Source organism: Planomonospora sp. ID67723, from assembly GCF_015711605.1.
GTDB lineage: Bacteria > Actinomycetota > Actinomycetes > Streptosporangiales > Streptosporangiaceae > Planomonospora_A.
Genome location: NZ_JABTEZ010000006.1, coordinates 335,179 through 352,121 on the forward strand (window position 1 = coordinate 335,179; position 16,943 = coordinate 352,121).

14 protein-coding genes and 1 riboswitch are annotated in these 16,943 nt (G+C 74.1%); of the genes, 5 read left to right on the plus strand and 9 right to left on the minus strand.

Annotated elements, in window-relative coordinates; all coding sequences use genetic code 11:
• The first annotated feature begins 8 nt into the window (after positions 1 to 8).
• Positions 9 to 530: a GNAT family N-acetyltransferase gene (locus HS041_RS36155; protein WP_196445382.1), complete on the plus strand. Its 522-nt coding sequence runs from the start codon at positions 9 to 11 to the stop codon at positions 528 to 530.
• A 78-nt stretch (positions 531 to 608) separates the two neighbouring features.
• Here HS041_RS36155 and HS041_RS36160 read toward each other — a convergent pair whose 3' ends face one another.
• On the minus strand, positions 609 to 1,349 hold the full coding sequence (locus tag HS041_RS36160) for a Clp protease N-terminal domain-containing protein (RefSeq protein ID WP_196445383.1): 741 nt from the start codon (positions 1,347 to 1,349) through the stop codon (positions 609 to 611).
• Positions 1,350 to 1,508: 159 nt separating this feature from the next.
• Complete coding sequence (locus tag HS041_RS36165) at positions 1,509 to 2,123, minus strand: hypothetical protein (protein ID WP_196445384.1); 615 nt, start codon at positions 2,121 to 2,123, stop codon at positions 1,509 to 1,511.
• A gap of 622 nt (positions 2,124 to 2,745) precedes the next feature.
• On the opposite strand from HS041_RS36165, the gene HS041_RS36170 reads away from it, so the two are divergent.
• Entirely contained in the window at positions 2,746 to 3,321 is a 576-nt protein-coding gene (locus HS041_RS36170) for a hypothetical protein (RefSeq protein ID WP_196445385.1), read from the plus strand.
• Between the two features lie 160 nt (positions 3,322 to 3,481).
• Here HS041_RS36170 and HS041_RS36175 read toward each other — a convergent pair whose 3' ends face one another.
• The 4 genes from HS041_RS36175 to HS041_RS36190 all read right to left on the minus strand — a co-directional run bounded on the left by HS041_RS36175 (position 3,482) and on the right by HS041_RS36190 (position 7,042).
• Positions 3,482 to 4,036 carry a hypothetical protein gene (locus HS041_RS36175; protein WP_196445386.1) on the minus strand — a complete coding sequence of 185 codons (555 nt, stop codon included), beginning with the start codon at positions 4,034 to 4,036 and terminating at the stop codon, positions 3,482 to 3,484.
• A 38-nt stretch (positions 4,037 to 4,074) separates the two neighbouring features.
• On the minus strand, positions 4,075 to 4,647 hold the full coding sequence (locus HS041_RS36180; RefSeq protein WP_196445387.1) for a DUF5709 domain-containing protein: 573 nt from the start codon (positions 4,645 to 4,647) through the stop codon (positions 4,075 to 4,077).
• A gap of 272 nt (positions 4,648 to 4,919) precedes the next feature.
• Positions 4,920 to 5,786 carry an alpha/beta fold hydrolase gene (locus HS041_RS36185; protein WP_196445388.1) on the minus strand — a complete coding sequence of 289 codons (867 nt, stop codon included), beginning with the start codon at positions 5,784 to 5,786 and terminating at the stop codon, positions 4,920 to 4,922.
• A 185-nt stretch (positions 5,787 to 5,971) separates the two neighbouring features.
• A complete protein-coding gene (locus tag HS041_RS36190; RefSeq protein ID WP_196445389.1) occupies positions 5,972 to 7,042 on the minus strand; it encodes a cobalt-precorrin-5B (C(1))-methyltransferase in 1,071 nt (356 codons plus the stop codon).
• Between the two features lie 152 nt (positions 7,043 to 7,194).
• Between HS041_RS36190 and HS041_RS36195 the strand changes: the two genes are divergently transcribed.
• Complete coding sequence (locus HS041_RS36195; RefSeq protein WP_196445500.1) at positions 7,195 to 7,953, plus strand: cobalt-precorrin-6A reductase; 759 nt, start codon at positions 7,195 to 7,197, stop codon at positions 7,951 to 7,953.
• On the opposite strand, the gene HS041_RS36200 is transcribed toward HS041_RS36195, so the two are convergent.
• From HS041_RS36200 to HS041_RS36210, 3 genes are read right to left on the minus strand one after another with little or no spacing between them, the layout of a single operon-like run.
• A complete protein-coding gene (locus HS041_RS36200) occupies positions 7,941 to 9,560 on the minus strand; it encodes a precorrin-2 C(20)-methyltransferase (RefSeq protein ID WP_196445390.1) in 1,620 nt (539 codons plus the stop codon). The two genes, HS041_RS36195 and HS041_RS36200, sit on opposite strands and share 13 nt — an antisense overlap.
• A gap of 7 nt (positions 9,561 to 9,567) precedes the next feature.
• A complete protein-coding gene (locus HS041_RS36205; protein WP_196445391.1) occupies positions 9,568 to 10,194 on the minus strand; it encodes a precorrin-8X methylmutase in 627 nt (208 codons plus the stop codon).
• A complete protein-coding gene (locus tag HS041_RS36210) occupies positions 10,191 to 11,561 on the minus strand; it encodes a ferredoxin-like domain-containing protein (RefSeq protein ID WP_196445392.1) in 1,371 nt (456 codons plus the stop codon). The genes HS041_RS36205 and HS041_RS36210 overlap by 4 nt, the downstream gene beginning before the upstream one ends.
• Before the next feature lie 17 nt (positions 11,562 to 11,578).
• A riboswitch (cobalamin riboswitch) is annotated at positions 11,579 to 11,777 on the plus strand.
• Positions 11,778 to 11,857: 80 nt separating this feature from the next.
• On the opposite strand from HS041_RS36210, the gene cobN reads away from it, so the two are divergent.
• Together cobN and HS041_RS36220 are read left to right on the plus strand one after the other, a co-directional pair.
• Entirely contained in the window at positions 11,858 to 15,466 is a 3,609-nt protein-coding gene (gene cobN / locus HS041_RS36215; RefSeq protein WP_196445393.1) for a cobaltochelatase subunit CobN, read from the plus strand.
• Between the two features lie 108 nt (positions 15,467 to 15,574).
• On the plus strand, positions 15,575 to 16,789 hold the full coding sequence (locus tag HS041_RS36220; RefSeq protein WP_196445394.1) for a cytochrome P450: 1,215 nt from the start codon (positions 15,575 to 15,577) through the stop codon (positions 16,787 to 16,789).
• The last annotated feature ends 154 nt before the right edge of the window (positions 16,790 to 16,943 follow it).

Consider the following 16,943-nt stretch of genomic DNA (forward strand, 5'->3'; position numbering starts at 1 on the left):
GGATCCGCATGACGCACACGATCACCCGCCTGTCCGCCGGCGACTTCCGCGACAACGTGAAGGAGCTCGCCGAGCTCCTCGCCGACGCCGTCGACGGAGGCGCCTCCCTCGGCTTCCTCGCGTCCCTCGACCGGAGTTCGGCGGCCGACTGGTGGCACACCCGGGCGCCCGCCGTGGCCGACGGCAGCCTCGTCGTCTGGGTCTCCCGCGGCCCTGAAGGCGTCAACGGCACCGTCAGTCTGGCCTTCGAGGGCAAGGCCAACGGACGGCACCGCGCCGAAGTCGTCAAGCTGATGGTCCACCGGCACGCCCGCGGCCGGGGTGTGGGGCGCGACCTCCTCACCGCCGCCGAGCGGGCGGCCGTCCAGGCCGGAGTGTCCCTGCTGCTGCTGGACACCGAGACCGGCAGCCACGCGGAGAGCCTCTACGGCTCCGCCGGCTGGACCCGCTACGGCGTCGTCCCCGACTACGCCGCCGACCCGGCGGGCCGCCTGCGGGACTGCAGCTTCTTCTACAAGCGGCTCGGCTGACGGCCGCCGGACCCGGGGGCCGTCCGCGGGGCGGATCTTCCGGGCCGCCCGGGAGATCCGCCCGACGCCGCTCGGAGGTCACTCCTGCTTCTGGGCGGCCACGAAGGCCGCCAGGGCTGCGGCGATGTCGGCTTCGGCTCTCGCCTTGTCGACGCCGAGGCCGGCGAGCACGCCGGTGCCGTCCTCGAGCTCCAGCAGCGCGAGCAGGATGTGCTCGGTCCCGATGTAGTTGTGACCCAGCCGCAGGGCCTCCCGGAAGGTGAGCTCCAGCACCTTGCGCGCCCCGGAGTCGTACGGGATGAGGCCGGGCACCCGGTCGACCCCCGCGGGCAGCGCCGCGGTCACGGCCTGCCGGACGGCTTCCGGCGGCACCCCCTGTGCGACGAGCGCCTTCACGGCGAGCCCGTCCGGCTCGCTCAGCAGTCCCAGCACGAGGTGCTCGGGGCGGACCTCGTCGTTGCCGGCGGCCTGGGCCTCGTTGTGCGCCGCCATCACGGTGTTCCTCGCCCGCGGGGTGAACCGGGTGAACCCCTGGTCGAGGTCGAGGCCGGACGGTTCGCCGGAGGCCTTGGGCACGAAGCGCTTCTGGGCCGCCTGCTTGGTGACCCCCATGCTCCTGCCGATGTCGGTCCAGGACGCGCCCGAGCGCCTCGCCTGATCGACGAAGTGGCCGATCAGATGGTCGGCCACGTCCCCGAGGTAGTCGGCGGCGACGACCGCACCGGCGAGCTGCTCGAGGGCGCCGGAGTGCGCTTTCTTGATGGCCTCGATCAGGTCGTCGAGCCGTACTGCGTTGGTCGTGCGTGTGGGTTCCGTCATGCGTCAACCATAGGTTGACGAACACCGATCGTCAACCCACAGTTGACGATTGGAGGTTCTGGAGGCGGCCGTCCTTGTCCGCGGCGTCCGGACGGTGGCGGGCCGGGTGCGGCGGGCCCATGGACGAGGGCCGGCCCGGCGCCTGGGCCGGCCCCGGTGTCAGAGTTCGCAGGTGCTGCTGCGGAACTCGGTCTCGCAGACGTCGTTGACGCCCGGGCCGCCGCTGCCGCGGTCGAACCCGGCGTCTCCGCTCACGATGTCGTTGTTGCCGCCGCCGCCGCGCAGGAGGTCGTCACCGTCGTCGCCGTTGACGATGTCCCTGCCGGAGCCGCCGGTGTACTCGTCGCCGCCCGCCCCCATGAACCCGCGCAGGTTCACGCCGGAGGAGTTGGTGACGATGTCGTCGCCGCCTTGGGTGCTGACCTGGATGCCGTTCACCCCGATGACCGGGCATCTGACCGTGGTGGAGGTGATCTTGGTGCAGGTGCCGCCGGCGGTCATCGAGTCGGCGGTGTTGGCCACCTCGAAGAAGTCGGGGACGGTGCCCAGCTTCCTGATCGTGATGCGGTCGGCGACGTTTCCGGAGTTGACCAGCAAGGTGCTCCCGGAGACGGTGACGCCGGTGGCGGCGTGCGCGGAGCCGCCCAGCGCCAGTACCGAGACGGCCGCGAGCGCGCCGACGGCCAGCGCCTGGGCCACGGTCCTGCGGATCGAGCGGGACCGCCGGTGAGCGGTGATCGCCGCGTTCGGGTGCGTTTCTGTGTTCGGGTACATTTCTGCCTCTCTGGTGCATCGATGGTGGTGCACCCGCGACGGTGATTCACCGCGGGTGCCTGACCCGAATCCAGTACAGCCCGGGAGTGGCTCCCGATCTGCGTCCTATTGCACAGAGAGGAAAGATTCGCCTGAGGCGCAAGCCGGAGGAAATGGGTGGGGAGAATGGCCGCCACGCCCATCGACGCGACGGTACAGGCGGTTCATGGGGTTGCATATACCCAGGTCGGCAGCTTGTCTGTTGTTGAGGGAGCGGGATGCGAAGCAAGAAGTGAAATCTCTCCTTCGTCTTCCGCGGGACCGGTTCTCGGCGATTCATCGGAAGGCTGGAACGGGAAGGCGGAAATCGGAGAATCCGTGCTCGGTGTGCATTCGTCTCGAGCGGTCTCGCGAATCATGCGCGACTAATCGCGCAGCACGTCTTCGCTCATCCTGGTCGCGGTCGGCCGCAGCTACCTGGCCGGACTCGGCCCCTTCCCCGAACGAGCCGCCGGCCACCCCGACCCACCGCGGGACTCCTGACCGCGAGGCCCTGACCGTCGCAGGCGCCCGCCGCTCTCCGATGACACGCCCGGACCCCGAACGGTGAACCTTTCGCCGCGCGCCGCAGTCCAAACGATCCATGAGAAGAACATGTCAGGCCCTGGCCGCGCTGACGCTGGCCATGGGCGGCATCGTGGCCGCATCACCGGCCCGGGCCGGCACGGAGTCCGCCTGTCCGGTCCCTGCCGAGGCCGACGTCCAGCGATCCGCGAAGAACCGGGTCGACCGGCCGCCGAGGGGTGCGAAGGCGGTCAGAGGGCTTCGTGTCGGCCGCATCCCGGAAGGCTTCTCCTGGGGGCGGGTCAACGTCTACAAGCACGACGGCCTGGGTGAGTACGGCTATGTCTGGTCCGACGACCGCGACGACACCGATCGGGCGCACAGGCTGCTGTGGGTGCGGGTCGCGTGCTGGCCCGAAGCCGCCCGACCGGCCCAGCTGAGCGGGGTCCCCTTCGTCGAGGGAACCTTCTCGGACGATATGCGGCAGATCAGGATCGGCGGGCGCACGGTGCTCACCAAGGAAGGAGATGGCGCGCTGGGTCACGGACGGTACGCCGGCTGGGTCGAGCGGAAGGGAGTCGTGATCACGGTGATGGCCAGCGAGCCGCTCGTCGCGGAACTGGCCGGGATCATCAAGGGGATCACGCTGCGCTGAGGCGCTTTCGCGACCGGCGCCGGGCTCTGCCGCGCAGGCGGGCGCCGGACGGCGACACGGCCTGACCCCCTGATCGCCGGTTCTGCGGGCACGCCTGCCTCGGGCGGGCCGCGCAGCGGAGTGCCGGCCGCTTCCGCCGCGCCGCCGCACCCGTCCGCGCTCAGGTGACGGGGCGGCCGGTCCCCTCGCCGGGCAGGTAGCCGCCGTCGTCCTCCGCCGTCCGGCCGGATCCGGCGTCCGGATCCTCCTCGTCGGAGGCGACCCAGTCCAGGTCGGCTCCCACCTGCCCGCCGGCGGGCGAGGCCGTACGGCCAGGCAGAGGCCCGTCGTCGCCCGGACCGCCCTCCACCGGGCCCTTCGCCCGGCGTCCGGCGTCCGGGTTGTCCAAGGGCTCGCCCTCGTCCCCGGGCATGGGACGCGGGCTCGGGCCGGCCACCGTCTCGGTGTGCCCCTCGATCTCGTCGGTCCGCGCGCCCACCGCCTTCTCGTCCGAGCCCGCCGTCCCGGGCTGCTCGTCGTCGCGGCCGGCGACGTACCCCATCGACCGGGACCAGCCGCTCTTGGGCTCGGCGTCGTCATCGGGGCGCCCACCCGGTTTGGCGTTGGAGCCGCGGATCGACGCCGGGCCGATGTCGCCGCCCATGTTGTGCAGCTCGGGGTCGAAGGTGGTGCCCTTCAGGCTCTCCCTTTCCTTCTCCCGCTTGTCCTCGTTCACGGTGCTCCCTCCCGCTCGACGGCCGTCCCGCGCGCCGCTCACTCCGGCTCCACCCGCATGGCGGCCTCCTCCGCCGAGTAGCCGCCCGCGTCCGGGCCCACCTCCTCGGCTACCAGGTCGGTCTCGGTGTCCTGCCGGACGCCCTCATCGGGGGCGACCAGCCGGCCCGCCTGGCGGGGTTCGTCCCAGACGGCGCCCGACGGCTCTTCGGGCTGGGCGGGCCAGTCCTGGTCGACACCGGTGTCCGGTTCGTAGTCGGTGTCGAGGTCGGAGCCCACGCCCAGGCCGCTCTCGGCCGTCTGGCGGGGTTCGGACCCCATCTCCAGGTCGTCCCGGTCACCGCGGGGCCCGCCGGCCGGTTCGTCGGCGACCCCGAACATCGGCTGTTCCTCGGGCTCCTCCCTGCGGATCCGGCCCTCCAGGGACTCGCCCTGGATCTGCTCGTCGACGGTGGTCCCGAAATCGTCGACGGCCATGGGCCGGTCCCCGGGCAGCGGAGCCTCCTGCGGGTCCACCGCCCACTGCTGCTGCGGAGTGCCGTCCTGCAGATCCGGAATCCCCTCGTCCTCGAACCGCGAATGAGGATCGTGCTCCGGCGCGTGCTCCCTCATAGTCACTCCTGCCTGCGGTTTTCCTCTACCCTCCCCTCGGTTCCCTGTCGATTCCGGTCATAACAGGCCGGTGGGAAACCGGGCCGGGTCGTGGTCCGCCGTACCGGGGCCTTCATCCGGTGCGGTCCGCGGCCTTTTCGCCTCGTGGCGGCCAGCCGGGTCGAGCGCCGGTTCGGCTTCCCGGCCGAGCAGTCGATCGGGCGGGGCGCGCATCCCCTCAGGGCGGACGACCTCGGCACCCCGGCCCGCTCGGATCGCCGCCGGTCGCGGTCCTACTCGGCCAGGACCTGGCGCAACGCGACGGCGAAGGCGTCCGGGTCTCCCTTCATGCCGAACTCACCGTCGAGGAAACCGCCGTGGTGGCTGGGGAAGACCGCCGGCTCCACGCCGAGCCGTTCGGCGACCGCCACGCCCGCGCGGTAGGCCAGGGTCTCCTCCGACTCGGCTCCGACGGCGACGACGATGCGGGTCGACGCGCCGCGCAGCGCGTCGAAGTCGTGCTCGTAGTGCGTGCACGTCATGAGATTCTGCCCGAACAGCACGTCGTCACGGGAGCCGTCGTCCTCCGTCGGCATCCCGAAATCCGCCGGGCTCTGAACGGGCAGACCGGCGAAGTCGGCCGGAACCTCTCCGCGCAGGCTGGTGATCGCGATGAATTTCACCATCGCCGGTCCGAAGCCGTCCCGCTCGTACGTCCGGCGGATGTCGGCCACCGCGGCCAGCGCCTGCTTCCGGTCCGGCAGGACCTGGACGGCCGGCGGTTCGTGCGCCACGAGCGTGCTGACCTGCTCCGGGTGCCGGGCCACCAGCGCCAGCGCGTTGACGGCGCCCCCGCTGCTGGCGAAGATGTCCACCGGCCCGCCGCCGAGAGCGTCGATCAGCCGGCGCAGGTCGTCCGCATGCTGATCGGGGGTCGACTCGCCGCCGCGGTCGGTCCGCTCGCTCCGCCCGGCCCCGCGCGGGTCATAGGTCACCACCGTACGGTCCCGGAAGTGCCCGGCCAGGGTGGTGAACCCGCTGGCGTCCATCGGCGATCCGATCATCAGCAGAATCGGCGCGGCGTCCCCCTCTGCCTGCCGTACGTCGTAGCGGACGACGGCACCGGGCACCTCAAGGGTGTGGGTCGCGGACTCGGTCATGCGATCGCTCCTTCTCAAGGCTCGTGACGCCGGGCGGCGGGGGCGGCGACGTCCTTGCCTCGCATCCACGGGCATCGGACACTAGTTCGAGGGCATCCTAGTCCGGTCTCAACGGCTGTACAGGGTGAAACGCCCGCCGCCGAGCCCGGTGCGGATTCGAGGCGCGGTGGCCCGGGCGAGCACCGTCAGGCGCGGCCGACGATCACGCCCGCACGGTCGATGACCACGACGTCGACGGCGACCGGGGCCCCCCGGAGCACGCCCTCGGCGGTACGGCGGGCACGCGCGGCGACCAGGTCCCCCAGCGGGAGGCCGGCCTCCTGGCACAGGCGCAGGGCGTGCAGGGCGGTGTTGGCGGCACGGACCCGCCCGGCCAGTTCCCCGTCCCCGCCCGCCTCGCGTACCAGCTCGGCGAGCAGCTCCGGGCTGACCTGGGAGCGGCCCGAGTGGAGGTCGAGGTGGCCGTCGGCGAGCTTGGACAGCTTGCCGATGCCTCCCGCGATCGTCAGCCGGGGGACCGGATGCCTGCGCAGGTACTTCAGCACCGCGCCCGCGAAGTCGCCCATGTCGAGCAGGGCGTCCTCCGGCAGGCCGTACAGCTCGGCCGCGACCCGCTCCGAGGTGCTCCCGGTGCACCCGGCGACGTGCGTGTACCCCGCGGCGCGGGCCACGTCGATCCCGCGGCGGATGCTGTCGATCCAGGCCGAGCACGAGTACGGCACCACGACTCCGGTCGTGCCGAGGATGGAGAGCCCGCCCAGGATGCCCAGCCGGGGGTTCCAGGTCTTCCTGGCCAGTTCCTCGCCGTGCTCGACGGAGATCTCCACGACCACGTCCCCGGTCCCGCCGTGCCGGGCGGCCACCGCGGCCACGTGCTCGCGCATCATCCGCCGGGGCACCGGGTTGATCGCCGGCTCGCCCACCTCCAGCGGCAGGCCCGGCTTGGTGACCGTCCCCACGCCGGGACCCGCGGCGAACACCACGCCGGTGCCCGGGGCGCCGTGCCGCACCGTCGAGGAGATCAGCGCGCCGTGCGTCACGTCGGGGTCGTCACCGGCGTCCTTGACCACCGAGGCCGTCGCCGTACCGTCCGTCAGGCCCTCGCGGGCCAGCGCGAACGCCGGGCGCTGTCCCCGGGGCAGGGTGATCTCCACCGGGTCGGGGAAGCCGCCGGTCAGCAGCGCGGTGTAGGCGGCGGTGGTCGCCGCGGTGGCGCACGCGCCGGTGGTCCAGCCGTGGCGCAGGGGCGCGCTCACGGTCCGTCCGCCTGCCGGTACGGTGTCCCAGAGTTGCGGGGCCGCAATGGTGTCCCAGAGTTGCGGGGCCGCAATGGTGTCCCAGAGTTGCGGGAACGCGGAAGGCCCCGGCCGTTCCGCGGGGCAGGAGGCGGGAGAGAGGTGGCGGGGTGCTGAACGTCCTGGTGCTGGGCGGTACCGACGAGGCGCGGCGGCTGGCCGCCGCGCTCGACGGGCGGCCCGGGACGCATGTGGTGTCCTCGCTGGCCGGACGGGTGCGCGATCCGAAACTGCCGGTGGGCGAGGTGCGCGAGGGCGGCTTCGGCGGCTCCGCAGGGCTCGCGGCCTGGCTGGCGGAGCGCCGGATCGGCGCCGTCGTGGACGCGACGCACCCGTTCGCCGCCCGGATGAGCGCCTCGGCGGCCGAGGCGGCCCGGATGACAGGGCTTCCCCTGCTGATCCTGCGCAGGCCCGGCTGGGAGGCGGGCCCCGGCGACGACTGGCGTCCGGTGCCGTCGCTGCAGGCCGCGGCCGAGCTGCTGCCCGCCCTGGGGGAGCGGGTCTTCCTCACCACCGGACGCCGCAGCCTGCCGGTCTTCGCGGGGCTGGACGGGCTGTGGTTCCTGGCCCGTTCGGTGGACCCGCCCGAGCCCCCGCTCCCGCGCCGGGTGGAGGTGCTGCTCAGCCGGGGCCCGTTCACCGTCGAGGGCGAGCTCGCCCTGATGCGCGAGCACCGGATCGACGTGCTGGTCACCAAGGACAGCGGCGGGCGGATGACCACGGCCAAGCTGCACGCCGCCCGCGAGCTCGGCCTGCCGGTCGTGGTCGTACGGCGCCCGCCCGTGCCCGCGGGCGTGCCCGCGGTGCAGACCGTCGAAGCGGCGGCCGGCTGGCTGGAGGCCGTGGGGAGCGCGGCGGGTCATGCCGGGTAGCGCCGGGGGGTGAAGACCACCCGGCGGCCGTCACCCCGGTCGGCCACCCGCGTGGTCGAGGAGCCGACCAGCAGCAGGCAGCGCATGTCCACCGCCGCCGGGTCCAGGTCGGCGAGGGTGGTCACCGTCACGCTCTCCTTCGCCCCGCCGACGTTCCGGCCGATGACGACCGGGGTCTGCGGCGCACGGTGCTCCAGCAGCAGGTCGCGGGCGGCGGCCACCTGCCAGGTCCGGCTCTTCGACGCCGGGTTGTAGATCGCCAGCACCAGGTCGGCCTTGGCCGCCGCGCTGATCCGTCCCGCCACCACGTCCCACGGCTTGAGCAGGTCCGAAAGCGACAGCACGCAGTAGTCGTGCCCCAGCGGCGCGCCCGCCCGGCTCGCGACGGCGTGCGCCGCGGTCAGGCCCGGCAGCACCCGTACCGGGACCCCGGAGAAACGGGGCTCGCAGGCCACCTCCAGCACGGCGCTCGCCATCGCGAACACGCCGGGGTCGCCGGAGGAGACCACCGCGACCCGGGACCCGGCCATGGCCAGCTCCAGCGCGTGCGCGGCCCGCTCGGCCTCCACCCGGTTGTCGGTGGCGTGGCGGCGCTGGCGCGGGTTGGGCGGGACCCTGTCCAGGTAGGGGCCGTACCCGACGAGCTCGTCGGCGGCGGCCAGCGCCTCCTGCGCCTCCGGGGTCAGCCACGGCCTCCCCGCCGGGCCGAGCCCGACCACCACGACTTCGCCGGCCCCGGCCCCCCGCCCGGCCGTGCCCGCCGTGCTCGCCCGGACGGCCTCACCGGACAGGCCCCGGCCGTCCGTCCCGGCGTCCGCCGTACGGGCCGGTCCGGCATCCGGTGCGGGCATCGCCGCGTTGACCGGGCTGGGGATCAGGGCCAGCGAGAAGTACGGCACGCTGTCCGGGTCCACCTCGGCCAGCGGGGCCAGACGCTGGGCGCCGGTGGTGGCGCGCTCCACGTACCAGGCCTCGCCGAGGCGGCCCGCCTTCTCCAGCGCCCCGCGGACCTTGGTGAACGTCCGGCCGAGCTTGAGGATCGCCGCCGAGTCGGTGGCCGCCAGCCGCTCGGCCAGCACCTCGGCGGAGAGGGTGCCCGGCAGGATCGTCAACGTCTCGTCCCGCTCGACCAGCGGCCGCCCGAGGACCGCCGCCGCCCCGCTGACCGACGTCACGCCGGGGACCACCTCGGTGACGTACCGGTGCGACAGGCGCTTGTGCATGTGCATGTAGGAGCCGTAGAAGAGCGGGTCGCCCTCGCACAGCACCACGACGTCGCGCCCGGCGTCCAGGTGGGCGGCCAGCCGCAGCGCGCACTCGGCGTAGAAGTCGTCGATCGCTCCCTGGTAACCGCCGGGGTGGTCGGTGGTCTCCGTGGTGAGCGGGTAGATGAGGGCCTCCTCGATCTGGCCCTCGCGGAGGTACGGCGCGGCGACCGAGCGGGCGATGCTCCGGCCGTGCCGCGCGCTGTGGTAGGCGATCACGTCGGCCTCGCCGAGCAGCCGGGCCGCCTTGACCGTCACCAGCTCCGGATCGCCGGGCCCGAGCCCCACTCCCCACAGCCGCCCCGCCGTGCCCGCAGTCCGGCCCGCAATCTGGTCAGTCATACCGATCTCACTCTTCCTCGCAGGCGATCGCGTTGATGGCGGCGGCGGTCATCGCGCTGCCGCCGCGGCGGCCGTGCACGACCAGGTACTCCAGGCCCGCCGGATGCTCGGCGAGAGCCTGCTTGGACTCGGCGGCGCCGATGAAGCCGACCGGGACGCCCAGGACGGCGGCCGGCCGCCCGGCGCCCTCCTCGACCATCTCCAGCAGCCGGAACAGCGCGGTCGGCGCGTTGCCGATCGCGACGACGGAGCCCTCCAGGCGGTCCCGCCACAGTTCCAGGGCGGCGGCGCTGCGCGTGGTGCCCAGTCGCTCGGCCAGCTCCGGCACCCGCGGATCGCCGAGCGTGCAGACGACGTCGTTCCCGGCGGGGAGGCGGCGGCGGGTGACCCCGGAGGCCACCATCATGGCGTCGCACAGCACCGGGGCCCCGGCGCGCAGCGCGGTCCGGGCCGTCGCGACGACGCCGGGCGACCAGCCGAGGTCGGAGACGAGATCCACCATGCCGCAGGCGTGGATCATGCGGACCGCCACCTGGGCGACGTCCCCGGGCAGCCCGGCGAGGTCGGCCTCGGCGCGGATGGTGGCGAAGGAACGGCGGTAGATCTCCGCGCCGTCGCGGATGTAGTCGATCACTTTTCCCCTCTGGCGGCCGCCACCGCGGCCGCGGTCTGCTCGATGTCCGCACAGGCCAGGCTCTGGCCGCCCAGCTCCACCCGGTAGCCGTCACCGGTCGCGACCGCCTCCACGACCCGCCCCCTGGGGCGACCGCAGCGCCGTTCGCAGCCCGCCCAGTGCACCGGGAGCGTACCGCCCCCGTGCCCGGAGCCGGAGCCGGCGGTGGCCGCGACCGCGAGAGCCGCGTCGGCCTGGACGTCGGCCAGGGACTTGGCGCAGCCGGGACGGCCGGTGCAGGCGCTCACACCGGCCCACGGCGACCCCGGGCCGGTGACCAGCCCGGCGTCCGCCAGCCGGGTGATCGCCGCGCCGGCCTCGTGGCCGGCCAGACCGGGAAGCACCACTCCGCGCCACGGCGTGAGCCGTACCTCGCCGCCGGAGCGTGCGCCGTCCGGAGAGGCGGAACCGGCGAGGTCCGCGAGCAGCTCCGCCTGGGCCGAGGTCAGGCGTCCCAGCGGCGCCCCCACCCCCAGGGCGACGCGGCCGTCCCGGCCGGGGAGGACGCCCAGTGGCCCCGCGACGGCGGGGCGGAGCCGTACCGGCTCCCGGACCCGCGCGCTCAGAGCGGCGCGGACGCGGGCCGTCACGCGGGCGGGGCCGTCCGGGAGCTCCTTGATCCGCCAGGCGGTGACCTCCCGGTCGGCCGAATCCGCGAGCTCCGCGAGCTCCGCGAGGAACGCCTCGGCCACGGCGAGCAGGGCGGGCACCGCTGCGTCGAGGGGAACCCGAAGGCCGCTGTCGGCACCTGCGACGACCAGTCCGGTCCCGTCCGCGCCGACGGGAAGGATCCCGGCGTCGGCGCCGAGCCCGGCGACGTCCCCCCGCCCGTCGTCGAGAGCGAACAGGAACCTGCCGGAGAGGGCGGCCAGGGCGGGACGGGCGCACAGCAGCCGGTCCAGTTCGGAGACCAGCGGGCCGACGTCCACCGTGCCCGCCCCGTCGCAGCCGGTCAGCGGGGAGGCCAGGATGTTGCGGACCCGTTCGTGGGTGGGAGAGGGCAGCAGCCCGGCGCGCGCCATCCGGGCCGCGAATCCGGACGGGATCCGTGCGTCCGGCTCGGGGAGCCGCTCGCCGTCCTCCGGAACGCCCCCGGTGCCCGTCCCGGTTCGCAGACCGCGCACCTGGACGTTCGCCCGGGAGGTCAGCTCGATGACGCCCGTACCGTGCCCGGCGGCGGCCCGGGCGAGTTCGCGCAGCTGGGCTGCGGTGAGTCTGCCTCCGGGAACCCGGACGCGCGCCAGCCCCCCGTCGGCGGCGGCATGGACCTGGAGGGCTCCCGGACATGCGTCAAGCCGGGTTCGTCCGGATAAGTCAACATTGACCACGGAGGGGATGCTAATGCCAGTTTCTTGTGAGGATCGGTCTGCCGTAGTCTCATGGTGATCGATGGCAGAGGGAGGAAGCCGGTGCGAATCCGGCGCGGTCCCGCCACTGTGACCGGGGAGCGAACCCCACCACGGCCACCGCCCGGACGGGTGGGAAGGCCGGGGGGAGCACTGATCCGGGAGCCAGGAGACTCCAGCCGTCGCGTCCGACGACGACCCGGGGCGAGGACCCCGAGGGAGGAACCCGCTGTGCGCTTTTCGCCGTCCCCCGCCGCGACCCTTGTGGAGCGTGGCGCGTGATCCTCCTGCTCTCGACCTCCGACACCGACCTGCTCAGCGCCCGCGCCAGCGGCGCCGCCTACCGGCTGGGCAACCCCGCCCGGCTCGCCGCCGGGGACCTGCCGCCGCTGCTGGAGGGCGTGGACCTGGTGGTGGTCCGGCTGCTGGGCGGCCGCCGCGCCTGGGAGGAGGGCCTGGACGCCCTGCTGGCCGGAGACCGGCCCGTCGTCGTGCTCGGCGGCGAGCAGGCGCCCGACGCCGAGCTGATGGAGCTGTCCACCGTGCCCGGCGGCGTCTGCGCCGAGGCGCACGCCTACCTCGCCCACGGCGGCCCCGCCAACCTCGCCGAGCTCCACCGGTTCCTGTCCGACACCGTGCTGCTCACCGGCCACGGTTTCGCCGCGCCCGAGCCCACGCCGCCGTGGGGGGTGCTGGAGCGCGAGCCGCGCGGGGGAGAGGGGCGGCCGGTCGTCGGCGTCCTGTACTACCGGGCCCACCACGTGGCCGGGAACACCGCGTTCGTCGAGACCCTGTGCGCGGCGATCGAGGACGCGGGCGGGCGCGCGCTGCCCGTCTACTGCGCCTCCCTGCGCAGCGCGGAGCCGGAGCTGCTCGCGACGCTGCGGCAGGTGGACGCCCTGGTGGTGACGGTGCTCGCGGCCGGGGGCACCCGCCCGGCGACCGCGTCGGCCGGCGGCGACGACGAGGCGTGGGACGTCGGGGCGCTGGCCGAGCTGGACGTGCCGATCCTGCAGGGGCTCTGCCTGACCGGCAGCCGCGCGGCGTGGGAGGCCAACGACGACGGCCTCTCGCCGCTGGACGCCGCCACCCAGGTCGCGATCCCCGAGTTCGACGGCCGGATCATCACGGTGCCGTTCTCGTTCAAGGAGATCGATCCCGACGGGCTGACGGTCTACGCCGCCGACCCCGAGCGGGCCGCGCGGGTGGCCGGGATCGCGGTCCGGCACGCCGTGCTGCGGCACGTCCCGGCGGCGGAGCGGCGGATCGCGCTGATGCTCTCGGCCTACCCCACCAAGCACTCGCGCGTCGGCAACGCCGTCGGCCTGGACACGCCCGCGAGCCTGGTGCGGCTGCTGGCCGCGATGCGCGAGCACGGCTACGACATCGGGGCGGACGGCGAGCTGCCCGGTGTGGCCGGGCAGGACGGCGACGCGCTCATCCACGCGCTGATCGCCGCCGGCGGGCAGGACCAGGAGTGGCTCACCGAGGAGCAGCTCGCCGCCAACCCGGTGCGCATCGCGGCGAGAGCCTACGCCGAGTGGTACGGCACGCTCCCCGGCGACCTGCGCGACGGGATCGAGCGGCACTGGGGCCCGCCCCCCGGCGAGCTGTTCGTGGACCGCTCGCGCGACCCCGAGGGCGAGATCGTGCTGGCCGCGCTCCGGGCCGGCAACGTCGTGGTGATGGTCCAGCCGCCGCGCGGCTTCGGCGAGAACCCGATCGCCATCTACCACGACCCGGACCTGCCGCCCAGCCACCACTACCTGGCCGCCTACCGCTGGCTGGCCGACGGGTTCGGCGCGCACGCCGTGGTGCACGTCGGCAAGCACGGCAATCTGGAGTGGCTGCCCGGCAAGTCGGCCGGGATGTCGGCCTCCTGCGGACCGGACGCCGCCCTCGGCGACCTGCCGCTGATCTACCCGTTCCTGGTCAACGACCCCGGTGAGGGCACCCAGGCCAAGCGCCGCGCGCACGCGACCCTGGTGGACCACCTGGTTCCGCCGATGGCCCGCGCCGACGCCTACGGAGACCTGGCCAGGCTGGAGCAGCTCCTCGACGAGCACGCCTCCATCGCCGCCATGGACCCGGCCAAGCTCCCCGCGATCCGCGCCCAGATCTGGACCCTGATCCAGGCGGCGAGGCTCGACCACGACCTCGGGGTCGAGGGCCGCCCGCACGACGCCGAGTTCGACGACTTCCTGCTGCACCTGGACGGCTGGCTCTGCGAGGTCAAGGACGTCCAGATCCGCGACGGCCTGCACGTCCTCGGCGCGGCCCCGAAGGGCCCGGCCCGCGTCGACCTGGTCCTGGCCATGCTCCGGGCCCGTCAGCTCTGGGCCGGGACCCAGGCGCTTCCCGGCCTGCGGGAGGCACTGGGCCTGGCGGAGGACGGCACCGCGAGCCGTACCGGCGTCGACGAGGCCGAGACCGTGGCCCGGTCCCTGGTGGAGGCCATGGAGGCCCGGGGCTGGGATCCCGGCGCCGCCGCCGGGGTGACCGAGGCCGTTCTCACGGGCGGCCGGGCGGACCTGGCGGATCGGGGAGCGGTGGAGCGGATCCTGCGGTTCGCCGCGACCGAGGTGGTGCCCAGGCTGGCGCGGACCACTGACGAGATCGGCGCGATCCTGCACGCGCTCGACGGCGGGTACGTGCCCGCCGGGCCGAGCGGCTCCCCGCTGCGCGGGCTGATCAACGTGCTGCCCACCGGCCGGAACTTCTACTCGGTCGATCCCAAGGCCGTGCCGAGCAGGCTGGCGTGGGAGACCGGGCAGGCCATGGCCGACTCGCTGCTGGAGCGCTACCGGGCCGACACGGGCCAGTGGCCCCGGTCCGTGGGGCTGTCGGTGTGGGGGACCAGCGCCATGCGCACCGCGGGCGACGACGTGGCCGAGGTGCTCGCGCTGCTCGGCGTCCGGCCCGTCTGGGACGAGGCCTCGCGGCGGGTGACCGGGCTGGAGGCGATCCCCGCCGGCGAGCTGGGCCGTCCCCGGGTGGACGTCACGGTCCGCATCAGCGGCTTCTTCCGGGATGCGTTCCCGCACGTCGTGGCCATGCTCGACGACGCCGTGCGGCTGGTCGCCGCGCTGGAGGAGCCCGAGGAGGACAACTACGTCCGGGCCCACGTGCTGGCCGACGCCGGCCGAGGGGACCGGGCCGCCTACCGGATCTTCGGCTCCCGCCCCGGGGCCTACGGCGCGGGGCTCCTGCCGCTCATCGACAGCCGCAACTGGCGCGACGACGCCGACCTCGCCGAGGTCTACGCGGTCTGGGGCGGGTTCGCCTACGGCCGGGGCGTCGACGGAGTCCCGGCGCGCGAGGACATGGAGAGCGCCTACCGGCGCATCGCCGTGGCGGCCAAGAACGTCGACACCCGCGAGCACGACATCGCCGACTCCGACGACTACTTCCAGTACCACGGCGGCATGGTCGCCACCGTCCGCGCCCTCACCGGACGGGCCCCGGCCGCCTACGTGGGCGACAGCACCCGCCCCGAGGCCGTGCGCACCCGGACGCTCTCGGAGGAGACCTCCAGGATCTTCCGCGCCCGCGTGGTGAACCCGCGCTGGCTGGCCGCCATGCGCAGGCACGGCTACAAGGGGGCCTTCGAGCTCGCCGCCACCGTCGACTACCTGTTCGGCTACGACGCCACCACCGGCGTCGTCGCCGACTGGATGTACGACAGGCTCGCGGCCGCGTACGTGCTGGACCCGGAGAACCAGGCGTTCCTGGCCGAGTCCAACCCGTGGGCGCTGCACGGCATCGCCGAGCGCCTGCTGGAGGCCGCCGAACGGGGCATGTGGCAGCAGCCGGATCCCGACATCCTGGCCGGCCTCCAGGAGGTCTACCTCAAGGCGGAGGGGGACCTGGAGGAGGGGCGCGGGTGACTCCGCGCCGCGCCGGGAACCTTGAGCCGAATCGCTTGGTTCGCCTACTCATCTCACGACGAGTCAGGAAATTCCGGATCTTGTACGGCTCGCACGTCGCCGCCCAGGATGGAGGCCGTGGACAGACTCGACGCGTTCTACCGTGACCCCTACCCCGTCTACGCCGATGCCAGGCGGGCACCGGGTCTCACCTTCGTCCCCGAACTCGACGCGTGGCTGGTCGCCAGACATGCCGATGTGCGCGAGGTGCTGTCCAGGCCGGAGGACTTCTCCTCGGCCGGCGCGCTGCGGCCGGACGTCGTGCCGGGGCGGGCCGCGCTCGCCGAACTGGCCGGGGGAGTGGGCGGGGGGAAGGTCGTGCTCACCGCCGACGGACCCGAACACCAGCGCCTGCGCCGGCCCCTGACCAGAGGTTTCTCGCCCGCCCGGGTCGCCGCCGCGCTGCCGTTCGTCGCCGGGCGCGCCGCGGCGCTCATCGGCTCCTTCGCCGGCGCCGGGAAGGTCGAGTGGATGTCCGCCTACGCCCGGCCGCTTCCGGCCGACGTCATCGGCCACCTGTTCGGCCTGGACCCGGGCGACGTGCAGGAGGCGATCCTCGGCGGCGAGCACGCCGAGGATCTGCTGTTCCGGCCCCTGGCGGAGGAGGAGCAGGTGGACGCCGCGCGCAGGGTCGTCGCCCTGCAGCGGCTTCTCGACGGCTACGCCCGCAGCCGCAGGAGGGAGCCGCGCGAGGACGTGACCAGCGAGATGGTGCGGGCGCTCGCGCCGGGCGACGGCGAGCCGACCGCCGAGCAGCGCGGGGAGGTGGTGTCGAACCTGCAGAACCTCCTGCTCGCGGGACACCTGACCACCACCGCGCTGCTCGGCACGAGCCTGCTTCACCTGCTGCGCGACCGCCGCCAGTGGGAGCTGCTGTGCGAACGGCCGGAGTTGATCCCCGCGGCGATCGAGGAGGCCGCCCGCTACGACGCCCCTGTGCAGGGCTTCCGCCGTACGGTCACCCGGTCGCTGGAGCTGTCGGGAACCCCTCTGAAGGCAGGTGACGTCGTCTTCGCGGCGTACGGCTCCGCGGGCCGGGACGAGGCCGTGCACGACGACGCGGAGAGGTTCGACATCACGCGCGAGTCCTCCGCCCGTCACCTGTCCTTCGGGCACGGCGTGCACGGCTGCCCCGGTTCGCAGCTGGCCCGCCACCAGGTCCGGATCACCCTGGAACTGCTCGTCCGCGAGCTGCCGGGATTGCGGCCGGCGGGGAACGAGCCGGTCACCATGGCTCCGACCATGCTCCACCGCTCACCCGAGCGGCTCCCTCTGGCCTGGTGAGCCACGCCTCCGGTCCGGGACGCCCGGCGGGGAGCGGAGTGATGAGGACGGCGCAGGCGGGCGGCTCCCGGCGCGGGCGGCGGCGCGGAACTGTCGGTGGCGGCGGCCAGAATCGTCCCACGCGCGACGGAACGGCGGGAGGCTCCGCCGTTCG

What these genes read in the sequence shown, in the direction of transcription:
- HS041_RS36155 (WP_196445382.1), top strand. Translation starts at nt 9, where the DNA reads ATGACGCACACGATCACCCGCCTGTCCGCCGGCGACTTCCGCGACAAC.
- HS041_RS36160 (WP_196445383.1), bottom strand. Translation starts at nt 1,349, where the DNA reads ATGACGGAACCCACACGCACGACCAACGCAGTACGGCTCGACGACCTG.
- HS041_RS36165 (WP_196445384.1), bottom strand. Translation starts at nt 2,123, where the DNA reads ATGTACCCGAACACAGAAACGCACCCGAACGCGGCGATCACCGCTCAC.
- HS041_RS36170 (WP_196445385.1), top strand. Translation starts at nt 2,746, where the DNA reads ATGAGAAGAACATGTCAGGCCCTGGCCGCGCTGACGCTGGCCATGGGC.
- HS041_RS36180 (WP_196445387.1), bottom strand. Translation starts at nt 4,647, where the DNA reads ATGAGGGAGCACGCGCCGGAGCACGATCCTCATTCGCGGTTCGAGGAC.
- HS041_RS36185 (WP_196445388.1), bottom strand. Translation starts at nt 5,786, where the DNA reads ATGACCGAGTCCGCGACCCACACCCTTGAGGTGCCCGGTGCCGTCGTC.
- HS041_RS36200 (WP_196445390.1), bottom strand. Translation starts at nt 9,560, where the DNA reads ATGACTGACCAGATTGCGGGCCGGACTGCGGGCACGGCGGGGCGGCTG.
- HS041_RS36220 (WP_196445394.1), top strand. Translation starts at nt 15,575, where the DNA reads ATGGAGGCCGTGGACAGACTCGACGCGTTCTACCGTGACCCCTACCCC.